Source organism: Cellulomonas sp. McL0617 (assembly GCF_049994875.1).
Lineage (GTDB): Bacteria > Actinomycetota > Actinomycetes > Actinomycetales > Cellulomonadaceae > Cellulomonas.
In genome coordinates this window covers 2,261,997-2,286,031 of the sequence record NZ_CP188256.1, presented here as the reverse complement: position 1 = coordinate 2,286,031, position 24,035 = coordinate 2,261,997, and the positions used below count along the sequence as shown (strand labels likewise).

The 24,035-nt window shown below is 71.9% G+C and carries 18 protein-coding genes; 11 read left to right on the top strand and 7 right to left on the bottom strand.

Translation table 11 applies throughout. The features are described from left to right. Positions 1–80: 80 nt before the first annotated feature. From ACPPVS_RS10355 to ACPPVS_RS10340, 4 genes are read right to left on the bottom strand one after another with little or no spacing between them, the layout of a single operon-like run. Positions 81–941 (bottom strand): aminoglycoside phosphotransferase family protein, encoded by an 861-nt coding sequence (locus ACPPVS_RS10355; RefSeq protein WP_426592187.1) that lies wholly within the window; start codon positions 939–941, stop codon positions 81–83. 1 nt (position 942) lies between these two features. Then, complete coding sequence (locus ACPPVS_RS10350) at positions 943–1,617, bottom strand: NUDIX hydrolase (RefSeq protein WP_426592186.1); 675 nt, start codon at positions 1,615–1,617, stop codon at positions 943–945. After that, positions 1,614–2,306, bottom strand: coding sequence for a type 1 glutamine amidotransferase (locus ACPPVS_RS10345; RefSeq protein WP_426595945.1), 693 nt, complete (start codon positions 2,304–2,306; stop codon positions 1,614–1,616). The genes ACPPVS_RS10350 and ACPPVS_RS10345 overlap by 4 nt, the downstream gene beginning before the upstream one ends. Before the next feature lie 5 nt (positions 2,307–2,311). After that, complete coding sequence (locus tag ACPPVS_RS10340) at positions 2,312–3,766, bottom strand: GuaB1 family IMP dehydrogenase-related protein (protein WP_426592185.1); 1,455 nt, start codon at positions 3,764–3,766, stop codon at positions 2,312–2,314. Positions 3,767–3,882: 116 nt separating this feature from the next. Between ACPPVS_RS10340 and dxs the strand changes: the two genes are divergently transcribed. The 7 genes from dxs to araA all read left to right on the top strand — a co-directional run bounded on the left by dxs (position 3,883) and on the right by araA (position 14,085). Beyond that, entirely contained in the window at positions 3,883–5,766 is a 1,884-nt protein-coding gene (gene dxs / locus ACPPVS_RS10335; RefSeq protein WP_426592184.1) for a 1-deoxy-D-xylulose-5-phosphate synthase, read from the top strand. A gap of 92 nt (positions 5,767–5,858) precedes the next feature. Then, positions 5,859–8,120: a formate C-acetyltransferase gene (gene pflB / locus ACPPVS_RS10330; RefSeq protein WP_426592183.1), complete on the top strand. Its 2,262-nt coding sequence runs from the start codon at positions 5,859–5,861 to the stop codon at positions 8,118–8,120. Continuing rightward, a complete protein-coding gene (gene pflA / locus ACPPVS_RS10325; protein ID WP_426592182.1) occupies positions 8,117–8,971 on the top strand; it encodes a pyruvate formate-lyase-activating protein in 855 nt (284 codons plus the stop codon). Before pflB ends, pflA begins: the two co-directional genes overlap by 4 nt. A 96-nt stretch (positions 8,972–9,067) precedes the next feature. Beyond that, positions 9,068–10,081 (top strand): LacI family DNA-binding transcriptional regulator, encoded by a 1,014-nt coding sequence (locus ACPPVS_RS10320; RefSeq protein WP_426592181.1) that lies wholly within the window; start codon positions 9,068–9,070, stop codon positions 10,079–10,081. Positions 10,082–10,264: 183 nt separating this feature from the next. After that, positions 10,265–11,827 (top strand): xylulokinase, encoded by a 1,563-nt coding sequence (locus tag ACPPVS_RS10315; RefSeq protein ID WP_426592180.1) that lies wholly within the window; start codon positions 10,265–10,267, stop codon positions 11,825–11,827. A 21-nt stretch (positions 11,828–11,848) separates the two neighbouring features. Then, a complete protein-coding gene (locus ACPPVS_RS10310) occupies positions 11,849–12,586 on the top strand; it encodes an L-ribulose-5-phosphate 4-epimerase (protein WP_426595944.1) in 738 nt (245 codons plus the stop codon). Beyond that, positions 12,583–14,085, top strand: coding sequence for an L-arabinose isomerase (araA, locus tag ACPPVS_RS10305; protein ID WP_426592179.1), 1,503 nt, complete (start codon positions 12,583–12,585; stop codon positions 14,083–14,085). Before ACPPVS_RS10310 ends, araA begins: the two co-directional genes overlap by 4 nt. Positions 14,086–14,088: 3 nt before the next feature. On the opposite strand, the gene ACPPVS_RS10300 is transcribed toward araA, so the two are convergent. Beyond that, positions 14,089–15,111 carry a LacI family DNA-binding transcriptional regulator gene (locus ACPPVS_RS10300; RefSeq protein ID WP_426592178.1) on the bottom strand — a complete coding sequence of 341 codons (1,023 nt, stop codon included), beginning with the start codon at positions 15,109–15,111 and terminating at the stop codon, positions 14,089–14,091. A gap of 303 nt (positions 15,112–15,414) precedes the next feature. On the opposite strand from ACPPVS_RS10300, the gene ACPPVS_RS10295 reads away from it, so the two are divergent. The 4 genes from ACPPVS_RS10295 (at position 15,415) to ACPPVS_RS10280 (ending at position 20,544) form a co-directional block, all read left to right on the top strand. Then, positions 15,415–16,734 (top strand): ABC transporter substrate-binding protein, encoded by a 1,320-nt coding sequence (locus ACPPVS_RS10295; protein WP_426592177.1) that lies wholly within the window; start codon positions 15,415–15,417, stop codon positions 16,732–16,734. A 90-nt stretch (positions 16,735–16,824) separates the two neighbouring features. Beyond that, positions 16,825–17,736 carry a carbohydrate ABC transporter permease gene (locus ACPPVS_RS10290; protein ID WP_426592176.1) on the top strand — a complete coding sequence of 304 codons (912 nt, stop codon included), beginning with the start codon at positions 16,825–16,827 and terminating at the stop codon, positions 17,734–17,736. 10 nt (positions 17,737–17,746) lie between these two features. Beyond that, positions 17,747–18,628: a carbohydrate ABC transporter permease gene (locus ACPPVS_RS10285; RefSeq protein ID WP_426592175.1), complete on the top strand. Its 882-nt coding sequence runs from the start codon at positions 17,747–17,749 to the stop codon at positions 18,626–18,628. Further along, positions 18,625–20,544, top strand: coding sequence for a glycoside hydrolase family 127 protein (locus ACPPVS_RS10280; protein ID WP_426592174.1), 1,920 nt, complete (start codon positions 18,625–18,627; stop codon positions 20,542–20,544). The genes ACPPVS_RS10285 and ACPPVS_RS10280 overlap by 4 nt, the downstream gene beginning before the upstream one ends. A 38-nt stretch (positions 20,545–20,582) precedes the next feature. Here the strand turns inward: ACPPVS_RS10280 and ACPPVS_RS10275 are convergent, their stop codons facing one another. Together ACPPVS_RS10275 and ACPPVS_RS10270 are read right to left on the bottom strand one after the other, a co-directional pair. Next, on the bottom strand, positions 20,583–22,682 hold the full coding sequence (locus ACPPVS_RS10275) for a 3-hydroxyacyl-CoA dehydrogenase NAD-binding domain-containing protein (RefSeq protein WP_426592173.1): 2,100 nt from the start codon (positions 22,680–22,682) through the stop codon (positions 20,583–20,585). Further along, positions 22,679–23,923, bottom strand: coding sequence for a thiolase family protein (locus ACPPVS_RS10270; RefSeq protein WP_426592172.1), 1,245 nt, complete (start codon positions 23,921–23,923; stop codon positions 22,679–22,681). The genes ACPPVS_RS10275 and ACPPVS_RS10270 overlap by 4 nt, the downstream gene beginning before the upstream one ends. Positions 23,924–24,035: the final 112 nt, after the last annotated feature.

The following is a 24,035-nucleotide window of genomic DNA, read 5'->3' as shown; positions in this document are numbered from 1 at the left end:
TGCGAGAACTCCACCGTGCAGCCCGGGGTGCGGGTCCGGAAGTGCCAAAGGGCCTTGTTCGACGGCTCGCCGGGTGCGGCCTACTCCGCGAGCGCCTGGGCCAGACCGTGCCGGCCGATCTGCGCCAGCATCGGGTGGTCGACGGGATGCATCATCAGGACGACCGCCATGTGCAGGGCCCACGCCTGCGCCCGTCGCCACGTGGCCTCGTCGGGCCCCAGCCGGTCGCGGAACGCCGCGCGGCCGTCGGCGTCGAACGTGAGCCACGCCGTCGACAGGTCGGACGCGGGATCGCCCGACGTCACGTCGCCGAAGTCGATCACGGCGCGCAGCGCGCGGTCGTGCACCAGCAGGTTGGCCGGGTGCGGGTCACCGTGGAGCCAGAGCGGCGGACCGACCCACGCCGGCGCGTCCGCGAGCTCGCGGAAGCGCTGGAGGACGCGATCGGCGTCGGGCAGGTCCAGGGTGCCGAGACGCTCGACGATCGGGTCGCGGGGGACCGGCGAGCCGCGGAACGGGTTGACGGGCGCATCCGCCGGTGCGGGGCGGTGCAGCGCGAGGAACACCTCGGCCAGGTCGGCCGCCCAGGCGGAACGGTCGACGACCGGTGTGTGGTGCGCCGGGACGGCGTCGAACCAGCGGACGACGCTCCAGGGCCACGGGTAGGTCGAGGACGGGACCCCGACCCGGACCGGGACAGGGACGTCGACCGGCAGGAGGGGCGCCAGGACCGGGAGCCACGCCTGCTCGTGCTCGACCAGCGGCGCGGCGACCGCCCGCACCGGGAACCGGGCGGCGAGGTCGCCGCCGAGCCGCCAGATCGCGTTGTCCCAGCCGGTGCCGGCCCAGGTCAGCGGCAGGTCGGCCAGATCGGGGTGCTGCTCGTCGAGGAGCGTGCGCACCAGGGACGCCGTGACGTCGATCTCGGGGACGGGGTGCACGTCAGCGAGCGGGGACCGTGCGGCGCTCGTCGTAGGGGACCGCCCAGCCGAGCGCGTCGAACATCCGCGCCAGCACGATGCCCGTGAAGCCCCAGACGAGCACGTCGCCGACGACGAACGCAGGCGTGCGGATGGTCCGGCCCCAGCGGGTGTGCTCGACGCTCGCCCGGTTCTTCGGGTCGACCAGGTCGGTCACGGACACCCGGAACACGTCGACGGTCTCGGCGTGGTCCACGGCCGCGACCTGCGACGGACGGGTCCACCAGGCCGGGACCGGGGTGACCAGGTGGTTGCTGACCGGCACGGGCAACGGCGGCAGCGTCCCCAGGATGTCGACGCCCGCCGGGTCCAGCCCGGTCTCCTCGACCGCCTCGCGCAGCGCCGCCTCGCGCGGCCCACGATCGGACGGCTCGAGCCTGCCGCCCGGGAACGCGATCTGACCGGCATGGCTGCCCAGCCCACCGGCGCGGCGCTGGAGCAGGACGTCGAGGTCGTGCGCCGTGGCGAGGCTCCGCGTGCCCTCGAGCTCACCGAACAGGACGAGCACCGCCGCGGGGCGTGCGTCGGAGGGGTCGCTGAGCACGCGTGCAGGGTCGACGCGCCAGTCGACGCCGCGGCGGCAGAGGTCCACCAGCTCGTCGCGGGCACCGCGCACGTTCGGGGTCGTCGCGGTCATCCGCGTGCCCGCACGCGCTCCCCGAAGACGGCGAACGCCTTCTCCGCCGCGGGCACGAGGATCGGCAGCTGGTCGGCCCCGGCTGTGCGGATGGCCTCGATCTCGTCGTCGGCGAGGTCGGCGACCATGTCGGGCCTCGACAGCCAGAGGTCGAGCATCCCGGCGTCGAGCTCGGGGTGGAACTGCAGGCCGAGCGCGCTGCCGGCGCGGAACGCCTGCACCGGGGTCAGCTCGGTCGACGCCAGCAGGGTGGCGCCGGGCGGCAGGTCGACCGAGTCGGCGTGCCAGTGCAGCACGGTCGGCCGCGAGCCCAGGGCGCCCAGGACGGGGTCGTCCGCCACGACGTCGACCGGGGCGAACCCGATCTCCGTGCCGGTGCGCAGCCGCAGCCGACCACCCAGCGCCAGCGCGAGCAGCTGCATGCCCAGGCAGATCCCGAGCACCGGGACGTCCGCCTCGACCGCCGACGCCAGCAGCGCGCGCTCCGCCGCCAGCCCGGGGTGCTCGGTCAGGTCGTCGGCGTCCATGCTGCCGCCCATGACGACGACGCCGGACACCTCGTCGAGCGAGGGGAGTCGCGGCTCGGCCAGGTCGAGCACGGTGCGTACGCGCACCGGGGCGTCCAGACCCTGCGCGATCAGGCCGGGGCCCTCGTGCGGGGCGTGCGTGACGATCAGGACGGGTCGCATCCTGGTCACCAGCCGTCCGGCAGCGGACGTCCTTCCTCGTAGCCCGCGGCCGACTGGATGCCCACCACCGCACGCTCGTGCAGCTCGTCGAGGGAGGTCGCCCCGACGTACGTCGCGGCCGAGCGCACGCCGGCCGTGATGTGGTCGATCAGGTCCTCGACGCCCGGGCGCTTCGGGTCCAGGTACATCCGCGAGGAGGAGATGCCCTCCTCGTACAGCGCCTTGCGCGCGCGGTCGAACGCGGTGCCCCCGAGCGTGCGGGCGGCGACCGCCCGGGCGGAGGCCATGCCGAAGCTCTCCTTGTACAGCCGTCCGCTGCCGTCCGCGTGCAGGTCGCCAGGGCTCTCGTGCGTACCGGCGAACCACGAGCCGACCATCACCTGCGAGGCGCCGGCCGCCAGGGCGAGCGCGACGTCGCGCGGGTGACGGACCCCGCCGTCGGCCCACACGTGTCGGCCGAGCCGGCGCGCCTCGGCGGCACACTCGAGCACGGCGGAGAACTGCGGGCGGCCGACGGCGGTCATCATGCGCGTGGTGCACATCGCGCCGGGTCCGACGCCGACCTTGACGATGTCGGCGCCCGCCTCGATCAGGTCGCGTGTGCCGGCGGCCGTGACGACGTTGCCCGCCACGACCGGGACCTGCGGGTCGAGCGAGCGCACCGCACCGAGCGCGTCGAGCATCTTGCGCTGGTGGCCGTGAGCGGTGTCGACGACGAGCACGTCGACACCGGCCTCGAGCAGCTCGGACGCCTTCTGCTTGACGTCGCCGTTGATCCCGACGGCCGCGGCGACGCGCAGGCGGCCCTGAGCGTCGAGCGCCGGCTGGTAGATGGAGGAGCGCAGCGCACCGATCCGCGTGAGCACGCCGACCAGCTCGCCGTCCCGGACCACGGGGGAGAACCGGCGCCGGGCGGCGTGCAGCTGCTCGAACGCAGTCTCCAGCCCGCGGTGACCGCCCTGCTCGAGGACCGCGAGGTCCAGCGTCGTCGGGTGGGTGCTCATGACGGCGCCGACCTGCGTGAACCGGTCCACCCCGCCGCAGTCGGCCTCGGTCACGACGCCGACCGGACGGCCGTCCTCGACGACGACGGCGGCGCCGTGCGACCGCTTGCCGATGAGCGTGAGGGCCGTGTGCACCGTGTCGTGCGGCCCGACGACGACGGCGGTCTCGACGACGGTGTCCTTCGCCTTGACGGAGGCGACGACCTCGGCGACGACGTCGGTGGGGACGTCCTGGGGGAGCACCGTGATGCCACCGCGACGCGCGACGGTCTCGGCCATCCGGCGGCCGGCGACGGCCGTCATGTTGGCGACGACGATCGGCACGGTGGTGCCGGTGCCGTCGGCGGACGTCAGGTCGACGTCGAAGCGGGAGGTGACCTCGGAACGCGACGGGACGAGGAAGACGTCGCCGTACGTGAGGTCGGAGGTGGCCGCGTGGCCGGGCAGGAAGCGCATGGGAGGGTCCCCTTTCCGGTCAATGGTAGTGCGCCGGGCCGAAAGCCTCCGGACGTGCTCGAAAGCGTGACGTTCTAGAGTGTGACCAACCGCAGACCGTGAAGGAGGTGTTCGACGTGGGTCAGCTCGACCGCATCAGCTCGCCCGTGGACGTGCGTCGCCTCAGCGGCAAGCAGGCCGACGAGCTCGCCGGAGAGATCCGCACGTTCCTGGTCGAGTCGGTCTCGCGGACGGGCGGTCACCTGGGCCCGAACCTCGGGGTCGTCGAGCTGACGATCGCGATGCACCGCGTGTTCGAGTCGCCGCTGGACACCATGGTGTTCGACACCGGCCACCAGGCCTACGTGCACAAGCTCCTGACGGGCCGCACCGACTTCTCCCGGCTGCGCAGCCGGGACGGTCTGTCCGGCTACCCCAGCCGCGCCGAGTCCGAGCACGACGTCGTGGAAAACTCGCACGCCTCGACGGCGCTGAGCTGGGCCGACGGCATCGCGAAGGCGAACGAGCTGCAGGGCCGCGGCGACCGGCACGTGGTCGCGGTGATCGGCGACGGCGCGCTCACGGGCGGCATGGCCTGGGAGGCCCTGAACAACATCGCCGACGGGCAGGACCGTCGGCTGGTCATCGTCGTCAACGACAACGGACGCTCCTACGCCCCGACCATCGGCGGCATGGCGCACCACCTCGACACCCTGCGCACGACCAAGGGCTACGAGAACGTGCTGACCTGGGGCAAGCGGACGCTGCGGCGCGCGGGACCGCCCGGTCGGGCCACGTACGACGCGCTGCACGGCATGAAGAAGGGCATCAAGGACGTCCTGGCGCCCCAGGGCATGTTCGAGGACCTCGGCATCAAGTACATCGGCCCGGTCGACGGGCACGACATCCGTGCGGTCGAGCGGTCGCTGGTGGCCGCCAAGGCCTTCGGCGGACCGGTCATCGTGCACGTCATCACGGAGAAGGGCCGGGGCTACACCCCGGCCGAGGAGGACGTCGCCGACCGGTTCCACGCGGTCGGCCGGATCCACCCGGAGACCGGGCTGCCGCTCGCGCCGTCGCGGTTCGGCTGGACGGGCGTGTTCGCCGACGAGATCGTGCGGATCGGCCGTCAGCGCGCCGACGTCGTCGCGATCACCGCAGCGATGCTCCAGCCGGTCGGTCTGGCGCCGTTCGCGCAGGAGTTCCCCGAGCGCGTGTTCGACGTCGGCATCGCCGAGCAGCACGCCGCGACATCGGCGGCGGGCATGGCGTTCGGCGGCCTGCACCCGGTGGTCGCGGTCTACGCGACGTTCCTCAACCGCGCCTTCGACCAGGTGCTCATGGACGTGGCGCTGCACAAGGCGGGCGTCACGTTCGTGCTCGACCGTGCCGGGCTGACCGGCGACGACGGCGCCAGCCACAACGGCATGTGGGACATGGCGATGCTGGGCGTCGTCCCGGGGCTGCGGCTCGCCGCCCCGCGCGACGAGCTCACGCTCCGTGCCGCGCTCCGGGCCGCGGTCGAGGTCGACGACGCGCCGACGGTGGTGCGTTACCCCAAGGGCGCGCTGACCGATCCCGTCCCCGCGATCGAGGACCTCGACGGTGTCGACCTGCTCGCGCGGCACGACGGACCCGCCGACGCGCCATCGGTCCTGGTGGTCGGGGTCGGAGCGATGGTCGGCACCGCGCTGAGCGTCGCGGAGATCCTCGCGACGCACGGTCTGCGCGTGGACGTCGTCGACCCCCGCTGGGTCCTGCCGGTCCCCGAGGCGCTGACGAAGCTCGTCGGCGAGCACCACCACGTGGTGACGATCGAGGACGGCGTGGTCGACGGCGGCATCGGGGCGCTGATCGGTCAGCGGGCCGCGGAGGCCGGGCTGACCACGCCCGTGCAGGCCTTCGGTATCCCGCGTGCGTTCCTCGGGCACGCGACCCGTGACCAGCTGGTGGACACGCTCCGGCTGCGCCCGCAGGACATCGCTCGCGACGTCCTGGTGGCCCTCGGTCGCCGGGTGTGACGTACGTCCCGTGCGGCTAGGGCCTTTCGGCCCGGGACGCCCATTCGCCCTGCTCCTAGCGTCGAGGTATCGACCTCACGAGGGAGCACCGCATGTCCACCAGCACCGTCCCCACGACCGACCACGCACAGTCGGGCTGGGCGGGATTCGAGACCGGTCCGTGGACGGACCGCATCGACGTCCGGGACTTCATCCAGCGCAACTACACGCCGTACGAGGGCGACGCGGGATTCCTGGCGGGACCGACCGCTCGTACGAGCGCGCTGTGGGCCCGGCTGAGCGAGATGTTCCCCGCCGAGCGCGAGCGCGGGGTCTACGACATCGACGTGCACACACCGTCGACGATCACGTCGCACGCACCCGGCTACATCGACGAGGAGAACGAGCTCGTCGTCGGCCTGCAGACCGACGCGCCGCTGAAGCGCGCGATCATGCCGAACGGCGGCTACCGGATGGTCGAGAAGTCGCTCGAGACGTACGGCTACGACCCGGACCCGGTGGTCGGCTCGATCTTCGGGACGTACCGCAAGACGCACAACGACGGTGTCTTCGACGTCTACCCGCCCGACGTCCGTGCTGCGCGGTCGTCGCACCTGATCACCGGCCTGCCCGACGCGTACGGCCGCGGGCGCATCATCGGCGACTACCGCCGGGTGGCGCTGTACGGCGTGAACGCGCTCATCGTCGCCAAGCAGGCCGACCGTGCCCTCCTCGACCACGACCGGTCGACCGAGGGCGTCATCCGGGCCCGCGAGGAGAACGCCGAGCAGATCCGCGCGCTGCGCGAGCTGAAGACGATGGCCGCGTCGTACGGCTACGACATCTCCGAGCCGGCGAAGACCGGCCGCGAGGCGGTCCAGTGGCTCTACTTCGCCTACCTCGGCGCGGTGAAGGAGCAGAACGGCGCGGCGATGTCGCTGGGTCGCACCTCGACGTTCCTCGACATCTACCTGCAGCGGGACGTCGCCGCCGGGGTCCTGACGGAGGAGCAGGTCCAGGAGCTCGTCGACGACTTCGTCATCAAGCTGCGGATCGTGCGGTTCCTGCGCACGCCGGAGTACGACGAGCTGTTCTCGGGCGACCCGACGTGGGTGACCGAGACCATCGGCGGTCTGGGCCAGGACGGCCGGCCCCTGGTGACCCGGACCTCGTTCCGGTACCTGCAGACCCTCTACAACCTGGGCCCGGCCCCCGAGCCGAACCTCACCGTGTTCTGGAGCGACCGTCTGCCCGAGGGTTTCAAGCGCTTCTGTGCACAGGTCTCGATCGACACCTCTGCCGTGCAGTACGAGTCGGACGAGCTGATCCGGTCGGCGTGGGGTGACGACGCCGCGATCGCCTGCTGCGTCTCACCGATGCGCGTGGGCAAGCAGATGCAGTTCTTCGGCGCCCGGGTGAACCTGGCCAAGGCGCTGCTGTACGCGATCAACGGCGGTCGCGACGAGGTCAGCGGGAAGCAGGTCGCGCCGGTCACCGCGCCGGTGCAGGGCAGCGTCCTGGCCTACGACGACGTGATGGCCAAGTTCGACGTGATGATGGACTGGCTGGCCCAGACGTACATGGACGCCCTCAACTGCGTGCACTACATGCACGACAAGTACGCGTACGAGCGGCTCGAGATGGCTCTGCACGACGCGGAGGTCCTGCGCACGATGGCCTGCGGCATCGCCGGCCTGTCGGTCGTCGCCGACTCGCTCGCGGCGATCAAGTACGCCGCGGTGCACCCTGTCCGTGGCGAGGACGGGCTGATCACCGGCTACGTCGTGGACGGCGAGTTCCCCACCTACGGCAACGACGACGACCGCGCGGACAACATCGCGGTCGCACTGGTCGAGACGTTCATGGGCAAGCTGCGTCGGCTCTCCGCGTACCGCGGCGCCATCCCGACCCAGTCGGTGCTCACCATCACCTCGAACGTCGTCTACGGGAAGGCCACGGGCGCCACGCCCGACGGCCGGCCGGCGGGCGCTCCCTTCGCACCCGGCGCCAACCCGATGAACGGACGCGACTCGCACGGCATGCTGGCCTCGGCGCTCTCCGTGGCCAAGATCCCGTACGAGCAGTCGATGGACGGCATCTCGCTGACCTCGACCGTCCTGCCCTCCGGCCTCGGCCGCACGGCGGACGAGCGGGTGGGCAACCTGGTCGGCCTGCTCGACGCGTACGTGCTCTCCGACGGCTTCCACATGAACGTGAACGTCCTCAACCGCGAGACTCTCGAGGACGCGATGGTCCACCCGGAGAACTACCCGCAGCTGACCATCCGCGTCTCGGGCTACGCCGTGAACTTCGTGCGGCTGACCCGCGAGCAGCAGCTGGACGTGCTCTCGCGCACGTTCCACGGCTCGGTATGACCACGTCCCTCCCCCTCAGGGACCCGGTCGTGAGACTGGGGATCCCGCGCGCCCGCGCCGGGACGGCGGGCCTGTCCGAGATCGACGTCGACCGCAGCACGCGGTTGTCGTCGGTCCGGTCGGGCGCGCTCGGGTCCGTGCACTCCTGGGAGCTCGTGACCGCCGTGGACGGACCGGGGACCCGGATGACGGTGTTCCTGTCCGGGTGCCCGCTGCGCTGCCTGTACTGCCACAACCCCGACACCATGGAGATGCGCCGGGGGACCGACGTCGCCACCGAGGAGATCCTCGGGCGGTTGGCCCGGTACCGGACCGTGCTGACCGCCACCGGGGGCGGCCTGACCGTCTCCGGCGGCGAGCCCCTCATGCAGCCGGCGTTCACCGCGGCGCTGCTGCGCGGCGCCCACGCGCTCGGGCTGCACACGGCCCTGGACACCTCGGGCTACCTGGGTGCCCACTGCACCGACGAGATGCTCGACGACGTCGACCTCGTCCTGCTCGACGTGAAGTCCGGGCTGCCGGACACCTACCGCCGCACGACAGGTCGCGAGCTCGCCCCGACGCTCGAGTTCGGGCGTCGCCTCAACGCCCGCGGCATCCCGATCTGGGTCCGCTTCGTGCTCGTTCCCGGACTCACCGACGACCCGGCGAACGTGGCCGCGGTGGCGGACCAGGTGGTGGCCTTCGGCGGCGCCGAGCGTGTCGAGGTCCTGCCGTTCCACCAGATGGGCCGCGACAAGTGGGCCGAGCTGGGCCTGGAGTACGAGCTGGAGCACACGGTGCCGCCCACGGCGGAGTCCGTCGAGGAGGTCCGGGCGACGTTCCGTGCGCGGGGGTTGACGGTCTACTGACCTGCGGGCACTAGCGTGGGCCCGGCACACACCCGCAGACGAGATCGACCGGTCACCGTCGGATCGTCGCGACCCCGGCGTCCGAAGATGGGGCACATGACCGGCACCACCCCCGCCCGCCCGCCCGCGATGAGCGACGTCGCCGCGCTCGCCGGGGTCTCGCACCAGACGGTCTCCCGCGTGCTCAACCACCACGCGAGCGTCCGGCCGGCCACGCGCGACCGGGTCAACGACGCGATCGCGCAGCTCGGCTACCGCCGCAACAGCGCGGCCCGCGCGCTGGTCACCCGCCGGTCGGGGGTCCTGGGCGTGGTCACCCCCGCGACCGCCCTGTACGGCCCGACGAGCACGCTGGTCGGGCTCGAGGAGGCCGCGCGCGACGTCGGGTGGTACGTCTCGGTGGCGACCATCCGTACGTTCGACGGCGAGACGATGCACGCCGCGGTCGAGCACTTCCTCGCGCACGGCGTGGACGGCATCGCGATCATCGCGCCCACCACGGAGGTCGCGCACGCGATCGCCGCGATCGACCTGCCGGTGCCGGTGGTGCTGATCTCGTCGGCCTCCGACCTGCCACCCGGGACCGAGCTGCGCGCCGTCGGGGTGGACCAGCGGCACGGTGCGCGCCTCGCCACCCAGCATCTCCTCGACCAGGGTCACACCTCGGTCCTGCACGTGGCCGGGCCGCAGGACTGGTTCGACGCCCAGGACCGGCTCGCGGGCTGGCGGGAGGTCTGCGGGCCCGGTGCCCCGGAGCACATCGAGGCGGACTGGGGTGCCGAAGACGGGTACGCGCTCGGCCGCCGGCTGGTGCGCGAAGGGCTGCCGTCGGCGATCTTCGCCGCGAACGACCAGCTGGCGCTCGGCCTGCTGCACGCGTTCTGGGAGGCCGGTGTGCGGGTGCCGTCGGACGTCGCTCTCGTCGGGTTCGACGACGAGGTGGGCGCCGCGCACTACACGCCGCCGCTGACCACCGTCCGGCAGGACTTCGCAGCGCTCGGGCGGCTGGCGGTCTCCTCGCTCGAGGCGGCGTTCGCGGGGGAGTCGACCCGGCACCAACGGATCCCGGCCGAGCTCGTCGTCCGCGCCAGCTCCGTCCGTACGGCCTGACCGCCTCGCCCCGCCACCATGCCGGGCGGTGCGGCCGGCGCGATCGGCGACCCGGTCGGACGCCCGGGCGAGCGCGTCCGGACCGAGATCCGGTCGAGGGTGCGTGGCGGTCGATGTTAGCGTTAACATCGTTCCAGGCCGCCGGCGTCCGTCGCGGTCCTCGTACAGAGAGGCAGCGGTGTGATGACGGTCGAGCCGGGCGAGGCCATCGCGGGCGGTCGGACGACGCTCGGCATCGAGCTGGGCTCCACGCGCATCAAGGCGATCCTGGTCGGCCCCGACCACGCGCCGCTGGCGAGCGGTGGCCACGACTGGGAGAACCAGCTCGTCGACGGGGTCTGGACCTACTCGCTCGACGACGTGCGCACGGGCCTGCAGCAGTGCGTCGCCGCGCTGCTCGCGGACGCGGAGGAGCGTTACGGCGTGCGTCCCACCACGTTCGGCGCGATCGGCGTCTCGGCGATGATGCACGGCTACCTGCCGTTCGACCGGGCCGGCGAGCTGCTCACCCCGTTCCGCACGTGGCGCAACACCAGCACCGGGCAGGCCGCCGCGGAGCTCACCGAGCTCTTCGGTCACAACATCCCGCTGCGCTGGTCGGTCGCCCACCTGCGCCAGGCGACGCTGGACGCTGAGCCGCACGTGCCGGACGTGCACTTCCTGACCACGCTCGCCGGCTACGTGCACTGGCGGCTCACGGGCCGCAAGGTGCTCGGCATCGGCGACGCCTCGGGCATGTTCCCCGTCGACCCGGAGACCCGGACCTATGACGCCCGGATGCTCGCCGCCTATCCCGGACCGCTCGAGGAGCTCCTGCCCGAGGTCCTGGTCGCGGGTCAGGACGCCGGACGGCTGACGGGGGCCGGCGCCGCGTTCCTCGACCCGACCGGCACGCTGCAGCCCGGCATCCCGCTGTGCCCGCCCGAGGGCGACGCCGGGACGGGCATGGTCGCCACCGACGCGGTCGCACCACGCACCGGCAACGTCAGCGTCGGCACGAGCATCTTCGCGATGGTCGTGCTCGAGAAGCCCTTGACGCAGGTCCACCACGAGCTCGACCTGGTCACCACGCCGGCCGGCGACCTGGTGGCGATGGTGCACTGCAACAACGGCGCGAGCGAGCTGGGCGCGTGGGCCGACGTGTTCGGGCAGTTCGCCGGGGCGCTCGGGCACCGGACGTCCGCCGACGACGTGTTCGGTGTCCTGCTGCGCGAGGCCCTTGCGGGTGACGCCGACGGCGGGGGACTGCTGGCCTACAACTACCTGTCGGGCGAGCCGATCACGGGGCTGCCGCAGGGTCGCCCGCTGGTGGTCCGGACCCCCGACAGCAGCTTCACGCTCGCCAACTTCGTGCGCACCCAGCTGTACGGCGCGTTCGCCACCCTGAGCCTCGGCATGCGCGTCCTGACGGCCGAGGGCGTCGAGCTCGACGCGATGTACGCCCACGGCGGCCTGTTCCGAACCGCGGGGGTCGCTCAGCGGCTGCTCGCGGCCGCCGTCGGCGCGCCCGTCACGGTGGGCGAGACCGCGGGCGAGGGCGGTGCCTGGGGGATCGCGGTGCTCGCGGCGTACCTGGACGCGGCACCCGAGCTGGATCTCAGCACGTACCTGGCCACGCGGGTGTTCGGCGATGCCGTCACGGAGACGGTCGCGCCGGATGCGGACGACGTGCGCGGGTTCGACGCGTTCCTGGAGCGCTACGTCGCCGGCCTCGCCATCGAGCGCGCCGCGGTCGAGGCGGTCTAGCCGATGGCACGGGAGATCGACATGACGACGACGTACACGCGGCCCGTTCTCGACGAGGTCGCACGGGCCCGCGAGGTCGTCGCCCGGCTGCACGCGGAGCTCCCGCGCTGGGGGCTGGTCGTCTGGACCGCGGGCAACGTCTCCCAGCGCGTGCTGGTCGACCCGGCGTCCGGACCCGGCCTCGACGACCTGTTCGTCATCAAGCCGTCGGGCGTGACGTACGACGAGCTGACCCCGGAGTCGATGGTCGTCTGCGACCTCGACGGGCACCTCGTCGACGGGGATCGTGCGCCTTCTTCGGACACTGCCGCGCACGCCTACGTCTACCGCAACCTGCCCGACGTGGGCGGTGTGGTGCACACCCACTCGACGTACGCGACCGCCTGGGCGGCCCGAGCGGAACCGATTCCGTGCGTGCTCACGATGATGGCCGACGAGTTCGGCGGCGACGTCCCCGTGGGCCCGTTCGCCCTGATCGGCGACGACTCGATCGGCCGCGGCATCGTCGAGACCCTGCGCGACTCCCGCAGCCCGGCCGTCCTCATGCGCAACCACGGACCGTTCACGGTGGGACGCGACGCGCGGGCCGCCGTCAAGGCCGCGGTGATGGTCGAGGAGGTCGCACGGACGGTGCACATCGCCCGCCAGCTCGGCCCGACCGTCCCCATCGACCAGCACGACATCGACTCCCTCTACGCCCGCTACCAGCACGTCTACGGGCAGAGCCCCGCCGCCCACGACCCGGAGGACCGTTCATGACCAAGCCGTACGCCGACCGCGAGATCTGGTTCCTCACCGGGAGCCAGGGCCTCTACGGCGAGGACACGCTCCGGCAGGTGGCCGAGCAGTCCCAGGAGATCGCCCGGGTGCTCGGTGAGCAGCTGCCCGCGAACCTCGTCTGGAAGCCCGTGCTGACGAGCTCCGACGCGATCCGTCGCGTGGCGCTCGAGGCCAACGCCGACGACGCGGTCATCGGCGTGGTCGTCTGGATGCACACGTTCTCGCCCGCCAAGATGTGGATCGCCGGGCTCGACGCGTTGCGCACCCCGTTGCTGCACCTGCACACGCAGGCGAACGTCGAGCTCCCGTGGGACACCATCGACTTCGACTTCATGAACCTCAACCAGGCCGCGCACGGCGACCGCGAGTTCGGCTACGTCGCCACGCGGCTGGCCGCGCCGCGCAAGACCGTCGCCGGGCACGTGAGCAACCCCGCGGTCACCGCCTCGGTCGCCACCTGGGTGCGAGCGTGCGCCGGCTGGGCCGCGACCCACGAGCTGCGGCTCGCCCGGTTCGGCGACAACATGCGGGACGTCGCCGTGACGGAGGGGGACAAGACCGAGGCGGAGCTGCGGTTCGGCGTCTCGGTCAACACGTGGGGTGTGAACGACCTGGTCGCGGCGGTGGACCGCGTGCCGGACGCCGACGTCGACGCGCTCGTCACCGAGTACGAGGACCTCTACGACGTCGCACCGGAGCTGCGCCTCGGGGGAGAGCGGCACGAGTCGCTGCGCGACGGCGCGCGGCAGGAGGTCGGGCTGCGCGCTCTGCTCGAGTCGCTCGGTGCCATGGCCTTCACGACGAGCTTCGAGGACCTCGGTGCGCTGCGCCAGCTGCCCGGTCTCGCCGTCCAACGGCTCATGGCCGACGGGTACGGGTTCGGCGCCGAGGGCGACTGGAAGACCGCGATCCTCGTGCGTGCCGCCAAGGTGATGGGCGCTGGGTTGCCCGGCGGCGCGTCGCTCATGGAGGACTACACGTACGACCTGACCCCCGGAGCCGAGCGGATCCTCGGTGCGCACATGCTCGAGGTCTGTCCGTCGCTGACGACGAGCCGGCCCAGCCTCGAGGTGCACCCGCTGGGCATCGGCGGCAAGGACGACCCCGTGCGGCTCGTCTTCTCCACCGACCCGGGTGTCGGCGTCGTCGTCTCGCTGGCCGACATGCGCGAGCGGTTCCGGCTGACCGCCAACGTGGTCGACGTCGTCGCGCCGTCGGCCCCGCTGCCCCACCTGCCCGTCGCCCGGGCGGTGTGGGAGCCGCGGCCCGACTTCCGGACGTCGGCCGAGGCGTGGCTGACCGCCGGCGGGGCGCACCACACGGTCCTGACCACCGCGGTCGGCATCGAGGTGTTCGAGGACTTCGCCGAGATCGCCCGCACCGAGCTCCTGGTGATCGACGAGTCGACGACGCGCCGCGGCTTCCGGGACCAGGTCCGCTGGAACCAGGTGTTCTACCGCGTCGCCCAGGGGCTGTAAGGGTCAGCGGCGGGGGACCGTCGACCCTCGGATGACCAGCCGACCGGCGATGTACTCGGTCCCGGCGCCGATGTCCACGGCGTCCAGCGCGGCGAACACGCGCTGGGCGGCCGTGCGCCCGAGGTGCTGCAGGTTGGCGTCGATGCTGGTCAGCTCCGGGCGGGCATTCGTGGTCAGCACCTCCCAGTTGTCGAACCCCATGACCGCGAGGTCCTCGGGCACCGTGCGCCGCAGGTCGCGTGCCGTGTCCAGGACACCGCGGGCGATCTGGTCGGAGCCGCACAAGATCGCGTCGACCTCGGGGTGCTGGGCGAGCAGCATGGCCGCGGCGTCCCGACCCCAGCCCTCGGACCACTCGCTGTACATGACGTCCCCGACGAGGTCCAGACCGGCCTCGTGCAGCGCGGCCCGCACCCCCTGGGCACGGTCGCGGGCGGCCGCGTACGCGTGCTCGCCGGTGATGTGCGCGATGCGGGTGCGACCGGTCGCGACGAGGTGCTCGACGGCCATCCGGCCGGCCTGCACGTTGTCGGGCGTGATCGACAGGTCCGACGGGTCGTCCGACGGTGCGTAGGCGTACACGACCGGGACGGGGATGTCGTGCCCGAGCGACGGGCGCGGGTCGGTCTGCCGGCCGACGACGATCAGACCGTCCACGCGTCGGGTCAGCAACGCCTTGAGGTGGTACTGCTCCCGGATCGTGTCCCCGCGCGCGTCGCACAGGAAGACGTTGACCTGTCCCGCCCCGAACGCGTCCTCGGCGCCCATGAGGATCGGGATGACGAAGCGGCCCTCCAGGTCGCTCGTCAGCAGGCCGACGGTGCCGGTCCGACCCGCCAGCAGGCTCCGCGCCAACGGGTTGGGGCTGAACGCCAGCTGCTCGGCGGCGTCGACGACGCGCTGGCGGGTGGTGTCCTTGACCTGGTCGCGGCCGTTCAGGGCCTTCGATGCCGTCGCGACCGAGACGCCGGCCAACCGGGCCACGTCGGACAGGGTGACCGCGCGCGCGGGATGGGTGCGTGCCACGGGACCCCCTCGTCTGTGTCGGACGGGTGCCTGCCCGTCGCGTCGTGATCGAACTGTAACCGCCCGGAGTGGTTGACGTGCACCCCCGGGCCGAACTATCTTCAGAAAACCTTTTCGGTGAGTTTCGGAACGACGGGCTTGCTCGTCATCCTGACAGGTGTGCACGTCCGGCGCCGCAGGAATGCGCAGCGGCGAGTCGTCCGGTGTCAACCGAGTATCGCCACCGATAAGGTGTTTCGCCCCATGGACCCCGGAGTGCCGCCCTAGACGGCACCCGCTCGACGAAGAGCACGAGGAGACAGCATGAGGATCACCCGCACCCGGTCGACGGGCCGTGGCCTGACCGCGGCGCTCGTCACGACCGGCCTACTGGTCGGACTGGCGGCGTGCACGAGCGCCAAGGACGACACGAGCAGCACGGGCGGTGCGAGCGCGGCGGTGACCGCGGGCACCGACGGGACCGACGACGGGACAAAGCTCACCCTCTGGACCCGGGCCCCGCTGGAGAAGCAGGCCAAGCTGCTCGTCGCGGCCTACAACTCGTCCCACAAGAACCAGGTCCAGCTGACGGTCGTCCCGAACGACGACTACGTCGCCAAGGTCGGCGCCGCTGCCGGTTCGAACGGCCTGCCCGACCTGTTCGCGGCGGACATCGTGTACGTGCCGAACTGGGTCAAGCAGGGTCTGTTCCAGGACCTGACCAGCCAGATCGACGCGCTGCCGTACAAGGACTCGATCAACAAGGGTCACATCGCCGCCGGTACGCAGGACGGCAAGGAGCACGTGCTCCCGTTCGTGCTCGACCTGTCGATGCTCTTCTGGAACAAGGACCTGTACAAGGCAGCCGGCCTCGACCCCGACAAGGGTCCGACGACCATGGCCGAGTACGTGGCCAACGCCAAGGCGGTCCAGGCCCTGAACAAGCCGGACACCTACGGGACGGCGACCGGCCTGAACTGCGGCGGCTGCCTGGTGTTCACCTGGTTCCCGGGCGTCTGGGCCGACGGTCAGCAGGTCATGAACGACACGGGCACCGAGTCGCTGCTGAACAGCGACACCGCGAAGACCATCTACTCGGACTGGAAGGACATGTGGGACTCGGGCGCCGTGCTCCCGTCGTCCAAGGACGAGGCCGGCCCCACGTGGACCGCCGGCTTCACCGCCGGCAAGGTCGGCGAGATGTTCTATCCGGCCACCCTGCTGTCCTCGACCACCGGATTCGACGTCGGCGTCGCCGGCATCCCCGGGGTGAAGGGTGGCGCGTCGACGTTCGTCGGCGGCGACGGCATCGGCGTCTCGAAGGACTCGAAGAACGCCTCGCAGGCGTGGAACTTCCTGTCCTGGATGATGTCCGAGGACGCCCAGGTCGGCGTCCTGGCCAAGGACAACGACGTCGTCTCGCGCAGCGACCTCGCCAACAACAAGTACGCCTCGGCGGACCCTCGCCTCGTCACCATCAACACGGTGGCCGGCCAGGGTGACACCCCTGTCGCACTGAACTTCCAGCAGGCGTTCAACGCTCCGGACAGCCCGTGGCTGACGATGGTGCGCAACGCCGTTCTCGGTGACGGCGCCACGGTGGACAAGGACAACAGCGAGATCACCTCGGTGCTCGGTCAGTAGTCCTGCCCCGATCGTTCCGCCGGTGGGTGCCGCAGGCACGCGGCCCCACCGGCGGGACGGACCCCCGGCTCGTCGCACGAGAGGTGCCTCATGACACTCCAGACCGCCCGGCTCGCCGAGGCCCCGACCAACAAGCGTCGCACCAGCGGCTCCCGACTGCGGGGCTGGGCCTACGCCTCGCCGACCGCCCTGTTCGTGCTCGTCCTGTTCGTGATCCCGCTGATCCTCGTCTTCCGCATGAGCGCGTCGCAGTGGCCGCTGCTCGCGGGCGACCAGGGGATCAACTTCCCGGACAACTTCACGAAGGCCGTGGACAACCGGTTCTTCACGGCCTCGATCCTCTTCACCCTGAAGTACACGGTGCTGGCCACCGTCCTGCTCATCGCCCTCGGTCTCGGGCTGGCGCTCATGGTGCAGGAGTCCACCCGCTGGAAGGGATTCCTGCGGACCGCGTTCCTGGTGCCCAGCGCACTCGGTCTCGCGTCGGCGTCCCTCCTGTTCTACGTCCTGTACTCGCCGCTGGCCGGCCCGTTCGCTCCGCTGATGAACCACTTCGGCTGGGCGTTCCTGGGATCACCGAACGCCGCGCTCTTCTCGACGCTCTTCCTCATCGTGTGGCGCTTCGCGGGCTTCTACATGCTGCTCATGCTGGTGGGGCTGCAGGCCATCCCGCACGAGATCTACGAGGCCGCTCGCATGGACGGCGCCAGCGCGTGGAACACCTTCCGGCGGATCACCATCCCGCTGCTCAAGCCGACGATCGCGCTCACCACCATCTTGTGCGTGACGGGGTCGCTGCTCGCGTTCGAGCAGTTCTACATCCTGACCAAGGGCGGTCCCGACAACAGCACGATCACCATCGTGCAGCTCATCTACTCGGTCGCGTTCCAGGGCCAGAACGACCTGGGGGTGGCAGCCGCGCTCTCGGTGATGGTGCTCATCGCCCTGGTGGTCATCAACGCCGTGCAGCTGCGTGCGTTCCGCAACTCGGACGAGAGCTGAGGCGGCGACCATGACGACGACGACCCTGCGCCCCACCACCCGCACCGTGCCCCGCAAGGCGCCCCCCACCCGCATCGCCGGCCTCGCCGCGCGCACCCCGTTCTGGGTGTTCTCCGGAGCGATCGCGGTGATCTTCCTCTACCCGCTGATCTGGACGGCGATCTCCTCGGTGTCCCCGCTCCCCGGCACTGGCCAGGTGAACGGCTGGGGACTCGGCAACTACGCGACCCTCGCGCACTACCAGGCCGGGATCGGCCGGTACCTGGCCAACTCGGTGATCGTCTCCGGGCTGTGCGTGATCCTCACCCTGCTGATCTCGACGCTCGGCGGCTACGCGTTCGCGAGGTTCAGGTTCCCCGGGCGCAACCTGCTCTTCCTGCTGGTGCTGTCGATCCTCATGGTCCCGTACGCGTCGCTGCTGATCCCGCTGTACGTCCTGCTCAACAAGATCGGCCTGTCGAACTCGCTGGTCGGGGTGGCGCTCGTGCTCACCATGTTCCAGCTGCCGTTCTCCACGTTCATGATGCGGATCTCGTTCGAGTCCGTGCCTCGTGAGCTGGACGAGGCCGCCATGGTCGACGGGTGCTCGTCGTTCTCCGCCCTGTGGCGGGTCCTGCTGCCGGCCGTCCGCCCAGGCCTCATCACCGTCGGGCTGTTCGCGTTCCTCGCGGCGTGGAACGACTTCTTCGCCCCGCTGATCCTCATCAACGACACGAACAAGATGACCCTTCCGCTGGCCGTCTCCAACCTGCGCGTGCAGGTGCAGGGCGTCGTCGACTACGGCGCCACCGAGGCCGGCGTCGTCGTGCTCGCCGTGCCGTGCATCGTGCTCTTCCTCCTGCTCCAACGACACTACGTGCGCGGCTTCATGTCGGGTGCGCTCAAGGGATGACGATGACCACCACAACGACGACCGCGGCAACGCCGGTCGCCCCCTCCCGCGGCGCCCTGCGTCCGCTGGGCCTCGGCGACGTCGAGATCACAGGCGGCTTCTGGGCGCAGCGGCAGGCGGTCAACCACACGGCGACGCTCACGCACATCGAGTACTGGCTGGAGCGCGAGGGCTGGATCGGCAACTTCGACGCCGCGGCGGCTGGCACGCTGGGCAGCCGCACGGGCCGCGAGTTCTCGGACTCCGAGGTCTACAAGCTGCTCGAGGCGATGGCCTGGGAGATCGGCCGCACCGACGACGGCGATCTCGACGCGCGCTTCACGTCCCTGGTCGCCCGGGTCGCCGCCGCGCAGGAACCCGACGGTTACCTCAACACGGCGTTCGGCCGTCCGGGCCAGGCCGCGCGGTACACCGACCTCGAGTGGGGGCACGAGCTCTACTGCTACGGACACCTGTTCCAGGCCGCGGTCGCTCGCCTGCGCACGCGTCCGACCGAGGACGACGGCCTCGTCGCCGTCGCGCGCCGAGCGGCCGACCACGTCGTTGCGACGTTCGGTCCGGACGGACGGGTCGCGGTCTGCGGTCATGCGGAGATCGAGCCCGCGCTCGTCGAGCTGGGCCGGGCGACGGGCGACGCCCGGTACGTCGAGCAGGCGGCGCTGTTCGTCGAGCGACGCGGCACCGGGACGCTGGGCGACATCGAGTTCGGCCGGGCGTACTACCAGGACGACGTCCCGGTGCGGCAGGCCACGGTCCTACGCGGGCACGCGGTGCGGGCCAACTACCTGGCCGCGGGCGCAGCCGACGTCGCGGTCGAGACCGACGACGCCGACCTGCTCGCGGCACTGACCACCCAGTGGGAGAACACGGTCGCCCGCCGCACGTACATCACCGGTGGCCAGGGGTCGCACCACATGGACGAGTCGTTCGGCGACGACTTCGTGCTCCCGCCGGACCGCGCCTACTCCGAGACGTGCGCCGGTGTCGGCTCGATCATGTTCTCCTGGCGCCTGCTGCTCGCCCAGGGGCTCCCGCGCTACGCCGACCTCATCGAGCGCACGCTCTTCAACGTCGTCGCGACGTCCCCGTCCCACGACGGGACGTCGTTCTACTACACGAACACGTTGCACCAGCGGCGCCCGGGGACCGTGCCGGCCACCGACGTCGCCGTCCCCCGCGCGTCCTCGTCCCTGCGGGCACCGTGGTTCGCGGTCTCCTGCTGCCCGCCCAACGTCGCCCGCACGCTCGCCAGCCTGGCGGCGTACGTCGCGACGACCGACGACGGCGGTCTCCAGATCCACCAGTACGCGCCCTCGCGCATCCGTACCGCGCTGCCCGACGGGCGGCCGGTCGGGGTGGACGTCGAGACGGGCTACCCGCACGACGGTGCGATCCGCGTGACCGTGGTCGAGTCGCCCGACGAGCCCTGGACGCTGTCGCTCCGGGTCCCGGCCTGGGCCGACGGTGCCACGGTGCGCACGCCGGACGGCGTGCTGCCGGCGGCGGTGGGCACCGTGTCGGTCGGTCGACGGTTCGCGGCCGGCGACGTCGTCGAGCTGACGCTGCCCGTCGGTCCGCGGCTCTCGGTGGCCGACCCGCGCATCGACGCCGTGCGGGGATGCGCCGCCGTCGAGCAGGGGCCGTTGGTGCTCTGCGTCGAGTCGGTCGACCTGGTCGAGTCGGACGTGGCCGCCGACGTCGCCGACCTGCGGCTGGACCCGACCGGTCCGTTGCGGTTCGTCGACGGACGGGTGGTCGCCACGGTCGGGCTCGAGCGGTCGGCCGTCGATGCCTGGCCGTACGCCGCCGACGAGCGGACGGCCGCGGGCAGGACCGCCGAGGTGCCGCTCGTCGAGTATCACGACTGGGCCAACCGGGGCCCGTCCACCATGCGCGTCTGGATCCCCCTGGTCTGAGGACGGGGCGGCGGCCGGGTCCGGCCGCCGCCCCACGATCACCCGACCGGGACGTTCGCGACGCCGTCCGGAAGGAGCCGGTGGCCCAGGACGCGCTCGGCGTAGCCGGTGCGGTCCAGGTACGGTGTCAGGCCGCCGAGGTGGAAGCCCCAGCCGGATCCCAGGATCATGCAGAGATCGATCTGCTGCGGGGTCGCAACGACGCCCTCGTCGAGCATGTGCCCCACCTCGACGGTCAGCGCGGTGAGGACGCTGTCGAGCACGCCGGCCTCGTCGAGCGGCGCCTCCGTCCGCTCGACCGACGCGTCGAAGACCGTCTGGATCGCCGGGTCCACGGGCTTGGGCAGTCCCTTGGCGGCGGCCGGCAGGACGACCCGGGTGCCGTCCGCGACGAGCTTCTCCAGGCCCGGCGAGCGCGGGAACCGGTCGCCCAGGTCCTCGCGCAGCGACGTCAGCACGTGCAGGCCCACGGCGGGCCCGACGAGGTCGAACAGCTCGAACGGCGGCATCGGCAGCCCGAGCGGTCGCAGGGCCCGGTCCGCCACCTCGACGGGGGTCCCGTGCTCGACCGCGTCGACGATCACGCCGAGCAGCAGGACGAGCAGACGGTTGACGACGAACCCCGGCCGGTCGGCGACGAGCACCGCGGTCTTGCGCAGCTTGGCGGCCACGGCGAATCCCGTGGCGAGCGCCTCGAGCGACGTGTGCTCGGCCTGCACGACCTCGACCAGCGGCATCGCGGCCACGGGGTTGAAGAAGTGCAGCCCGACGACGCGCTCGGGGTGCTGCAGGTCGGCCGCCATCGCGCTGACCGACAGTGCGGACGTGTTGGTCGCCAGGATGGCGGTCGGCGCGATCACCGTCTCCAGCTCGGCGAACACGCGCTTCTTCAGGTCGAGGATCTCGGTGACCGCCTCGATGACCAGGTCGCACGACGCGAACTCGGCCAGGTCGGTGGTGCCGTGGATCGAACCGAGCAACCGGGCGCCGGCCGCCTGCCCGATGCGGCCGGTCGAGGTCAGCCGGTCGACCGTGGCCTTGACCGCGGCGAGGCCCTTCTCCACGCGCTCCTGGTCGAGGTCTCGCATGACCACGGGCACGCCGAGGCGCTGCGCGAAGAGCGTGGCGATCTGCGCGGCCATCAGCCCGGCGCCGACGATGCCGACGCGCGTGACCGGCTGCGCGAGCGACCGGTCGGGGGCGCCGACGGGCTTCTTGCCACCGGAGACGAGCCCGAAGGCGTACACGCTGGCACGCATCTCGTCGCTCATGATCAGGTCCGCGAGCGCCTCGTCCTCGGCCGCGAACGCCTCGGCGCGGTCGAGACCGCGCGAGCCGGCGACGAGGTCGAGCGCGCGACCCGGTGCGGGGCGCGAGCCGGCGACGACGGCGTCGAGCCGCTGCCGGGTGGCCGCGGACGCACCGTCCCAGAGCGGCGCAGGGTCCAGGGGCCGACGCTCGACGACGACCTCGCCGGACAGCACGCGGGCGGCCCAGCGGATCGACTCCTCGAGGAAGTCGGACGGGTCGAGCACGACGTCGACGAGCCCGAACGAGCCCGCCTCGGTCGCCGAGTACGGCTTGTTCGCCGCCGGTCGCGTGAAGATGACATCGATCGCCTTGTCGATGCCGACCAGACGCGGCACGAGGTAGGCGCCGCCCCATCCCGGGACGAGCCCGAGCCCGGTCTCCGGGAGGGCGAGGGCGCGGACGTCGGACGCGGCCGTGCGGTAGTCGCAGTTGAGCGCGAGCTCGAGGCCACCGCCGAGGGCGACGCCGTTGACGAACGCGAACGTCGGGACGCCCATGGTGTGCAGCAGCTCGTAGGCCGCGTGGCCCGCGCGGGCGAACTCCAGCGCCTCGCCGCGGTTCGTGATGGTGCCCGCCTGCATGAGGTCGGCGCCTGCCGCGAGGAAGTACGGCTTGCCGGTGACCGCGACGGCGACGATCTCGCCCGCGGCGGCCCGCGTCTGCTGCGCCCGCAGGGTGGCGGTCAGCTCCGCGATGCCCGCCGGGCCCAGCGTCGTCGGCTTCGTGTGGTCGAGGCCGTTGTCCAGCGTGACCAGGGCCAGCGTGCCGGCGCCTCCAGGCAGACGGATGTCGCGGGCGTGGGCATGGGTGACTCGCTCGTCCCTCACAGGGCAATCTCCTCGTCGAGCTCGCTGGTGGTCTCGTAGTCCGGGTGGTTCGGGTTCTCCCAGATGACCGTGCCGCCCTGCCCGAGGCCGACGCACATCGTCGTCAGGCCGTAGCGCACCTCGGGGTGGTCGGCGAACTGCCGGGCCAGCTGCAGCATCAACCGGACGCCCGAGGAGGCCAGCGGGTGGCCGACCGCGATCGCGCCGCCGTACTGGTTGACGCGGGGGTCGTCGTCGGCGATGCCGAAGGCGTCGAGGAACGAGAGGACCTGGACCGCGAACGCCTCGTTGATCTCGAACAGCCCGATGTCCTCGATGGACAGGCCCGCGCGCGCCAGCGCCTTGGTGGTGGCCGGAACGGGCCCGATGCCCATGATCGACGGCTCGACGCCCGCATACGCGAAGCTCACCATGCGCATGCGGGTGGGCAGGCCGAGCTCGGCGGCGGTGTCCGCCGCTGCGAGCAGGCAGGATGCGGCACCGTCGGTGAGCGGTGCGGCGGTGCCGGCGGTGACGCGACCGCCCGCGCGGAACGGGGTGGGCAGCTTCTGGATCGCCTCGACGGTGGTGCCCGGGCGCGGCGGTTCGTCGGCCGTGGCCAGGCCCCAGCCGTTCTCCGGGTCGCGCAGGGCGACCGGGACGAGGTCAGGGTCGATCTTCCCGGCGGCGAGCGCCGCGGCGTACTTGGCCTGGCTGGCGGCACCGTACGCGTCGGCCCGCTCGCGCGTCAGCGCGGGGAACGTGTCGTGCAGGTTCTCGGCCGTGACGCCCATGTTGAGCGCGTCGTTCTCGACCAGCCGCTCCGACAGGAACCGCGGGTTCGGGTCGGCGTCGAAGCCCATCGGGTGGTGGCCCATGTGCTCGACGCCGCCGGCCAGGGCGATGTCCTGCGCCCCGACGCCGATCGCGGCGGCGGTGTTGGTCACCGCGGTCATGGCGCCCGCGCACATCCGGTCGATGGCATACCCGGGGACCGACCGGGGCAGACCGGCCAGGACGCCGACCGTGCGTCCGAGGGTCAACCCCTGGTCGCCCTGCTGGGTCGTGGCGGCGATGGCGACCTCGTCGACGCGCTCGGGCGGCAGCGACGGGTGGCGACGCAGCAGCTCGCGGATGGTCTTGACCGACAGGTCGTCGGCGCGGGTGTTCGCGTACAGGCCGTCCTTGCGCGCGCGGCCGAACGGGGTGCGTACCCCGTCGACGAACACGACGCGACGGACACGTGGTGCGGGGGTGGGCATCCAGAGCCTCCAAGGCGGGACGACGATGTCCGGCGGGCAGGCAGGTGCGCGCCCGCGACGACTAGACGATACCCCGGGTACCGGGATTCGTGCGACGCGCAAGTTACCCGTG

Bases quoted from the DNA above. Each gene is read 5' to 3' on its own strand.
- ACPPVS_RS10350 (WP_426592186.1), bottom strand. From the start codon at position 1,617: ATGACCGCGACGACCCCGAACGTGCGCGGTGCCCGCGACGAGCTGGTG.
- ACPPVS_RS10345 (WP_426595945.1), bottom strand. From the start codon at position 2,306: ATGCGACCCGTCCTGATCGTCACGCACGCCCCGCACGAGGGCCCCGGC.
- ACPPVS_RS10340 (WP_426592185.1), bottom strand. From the start codon at position 3,766: ATGCGCTTCCTGCCCGGCCACGCGGCCACCTCCGACCTCACGTACGGC.
- pflB (WP_426592183.1), top strand. From the start codon at position 5,859: ATGTCCACCAGCACCGTCCCCACGACCGACCACGCACAGTCGGGCTGG.
- pflA (WP_426592182.1), top strand. From the start codon at position 8,117: ATGACCACGTCCCTCCCCCTCAGGGACCCGGTCGTGAGACTGGGGATC.
- ACPPVS_RS10320 (WP_426592181.1), top strand. From the start codon at position 9,068: ATGACCGGCACCACCCCCGCCCGCCCGCCCGCGATGAGCGACGTCGCC.
- ACPPVS_RS10315 (WP_426592180.1), top strand. From the start codon at position 10,265: ATGACGGTCGAGCCGGGCGAGGCCATCGCGGGCGGTCGGACGACGCTC.
- ACPPVS_RS10310 (WP_426595944.1), top strand. From the start codon at position 11,849: ATGACGACGACGTACACGCGGCCCGTTCTCGACGAGGTCGCACGGGCC.
- araA (WP_426592179.1), top strand. From the start codon at position 12,583: ATGACCAAGCCGTACGCCGACCGCGAGATCTGGTTCCTCACCGGGAGC.
- ACPPVS_RS10295 (WP_426592177.1), top strand. From the start codon at position 15,415: ATGAGGATCACCCGCACCCGGTCGACGGGCCGTGGCCTGACCGCGGCG.
- ACPPVS_RS10290 (WP_426592176.1), top strand. From the start codon at position 16,825: ATGACACTCCAGACCGCCCGGCTCGCCGAGGCCCCGACCAACAAGCGT.
- ACPPVS_RS10285 (WP_426592175.1), top strand. From the start codon at position 17,747: ATGACGACGACGACCCTGCGCCCCACCACCCGCACCGTGCCCCGCAAG.
- ACPPVS_RS10280 (WP_426592174.1), top strand. From the start codon at position 18,625: ATGACGATGACCACCACAACGACGACCGCGGCAACGCCGGTCGCCCCC.
- ACPPVS_RS10270 (WP_426592172.1), bottom strand. From the start codon at position 23,923: ATGCCCACCCCCGCACCACGTGTCCGTCGCGTCGTGTTCGTCGACGGG.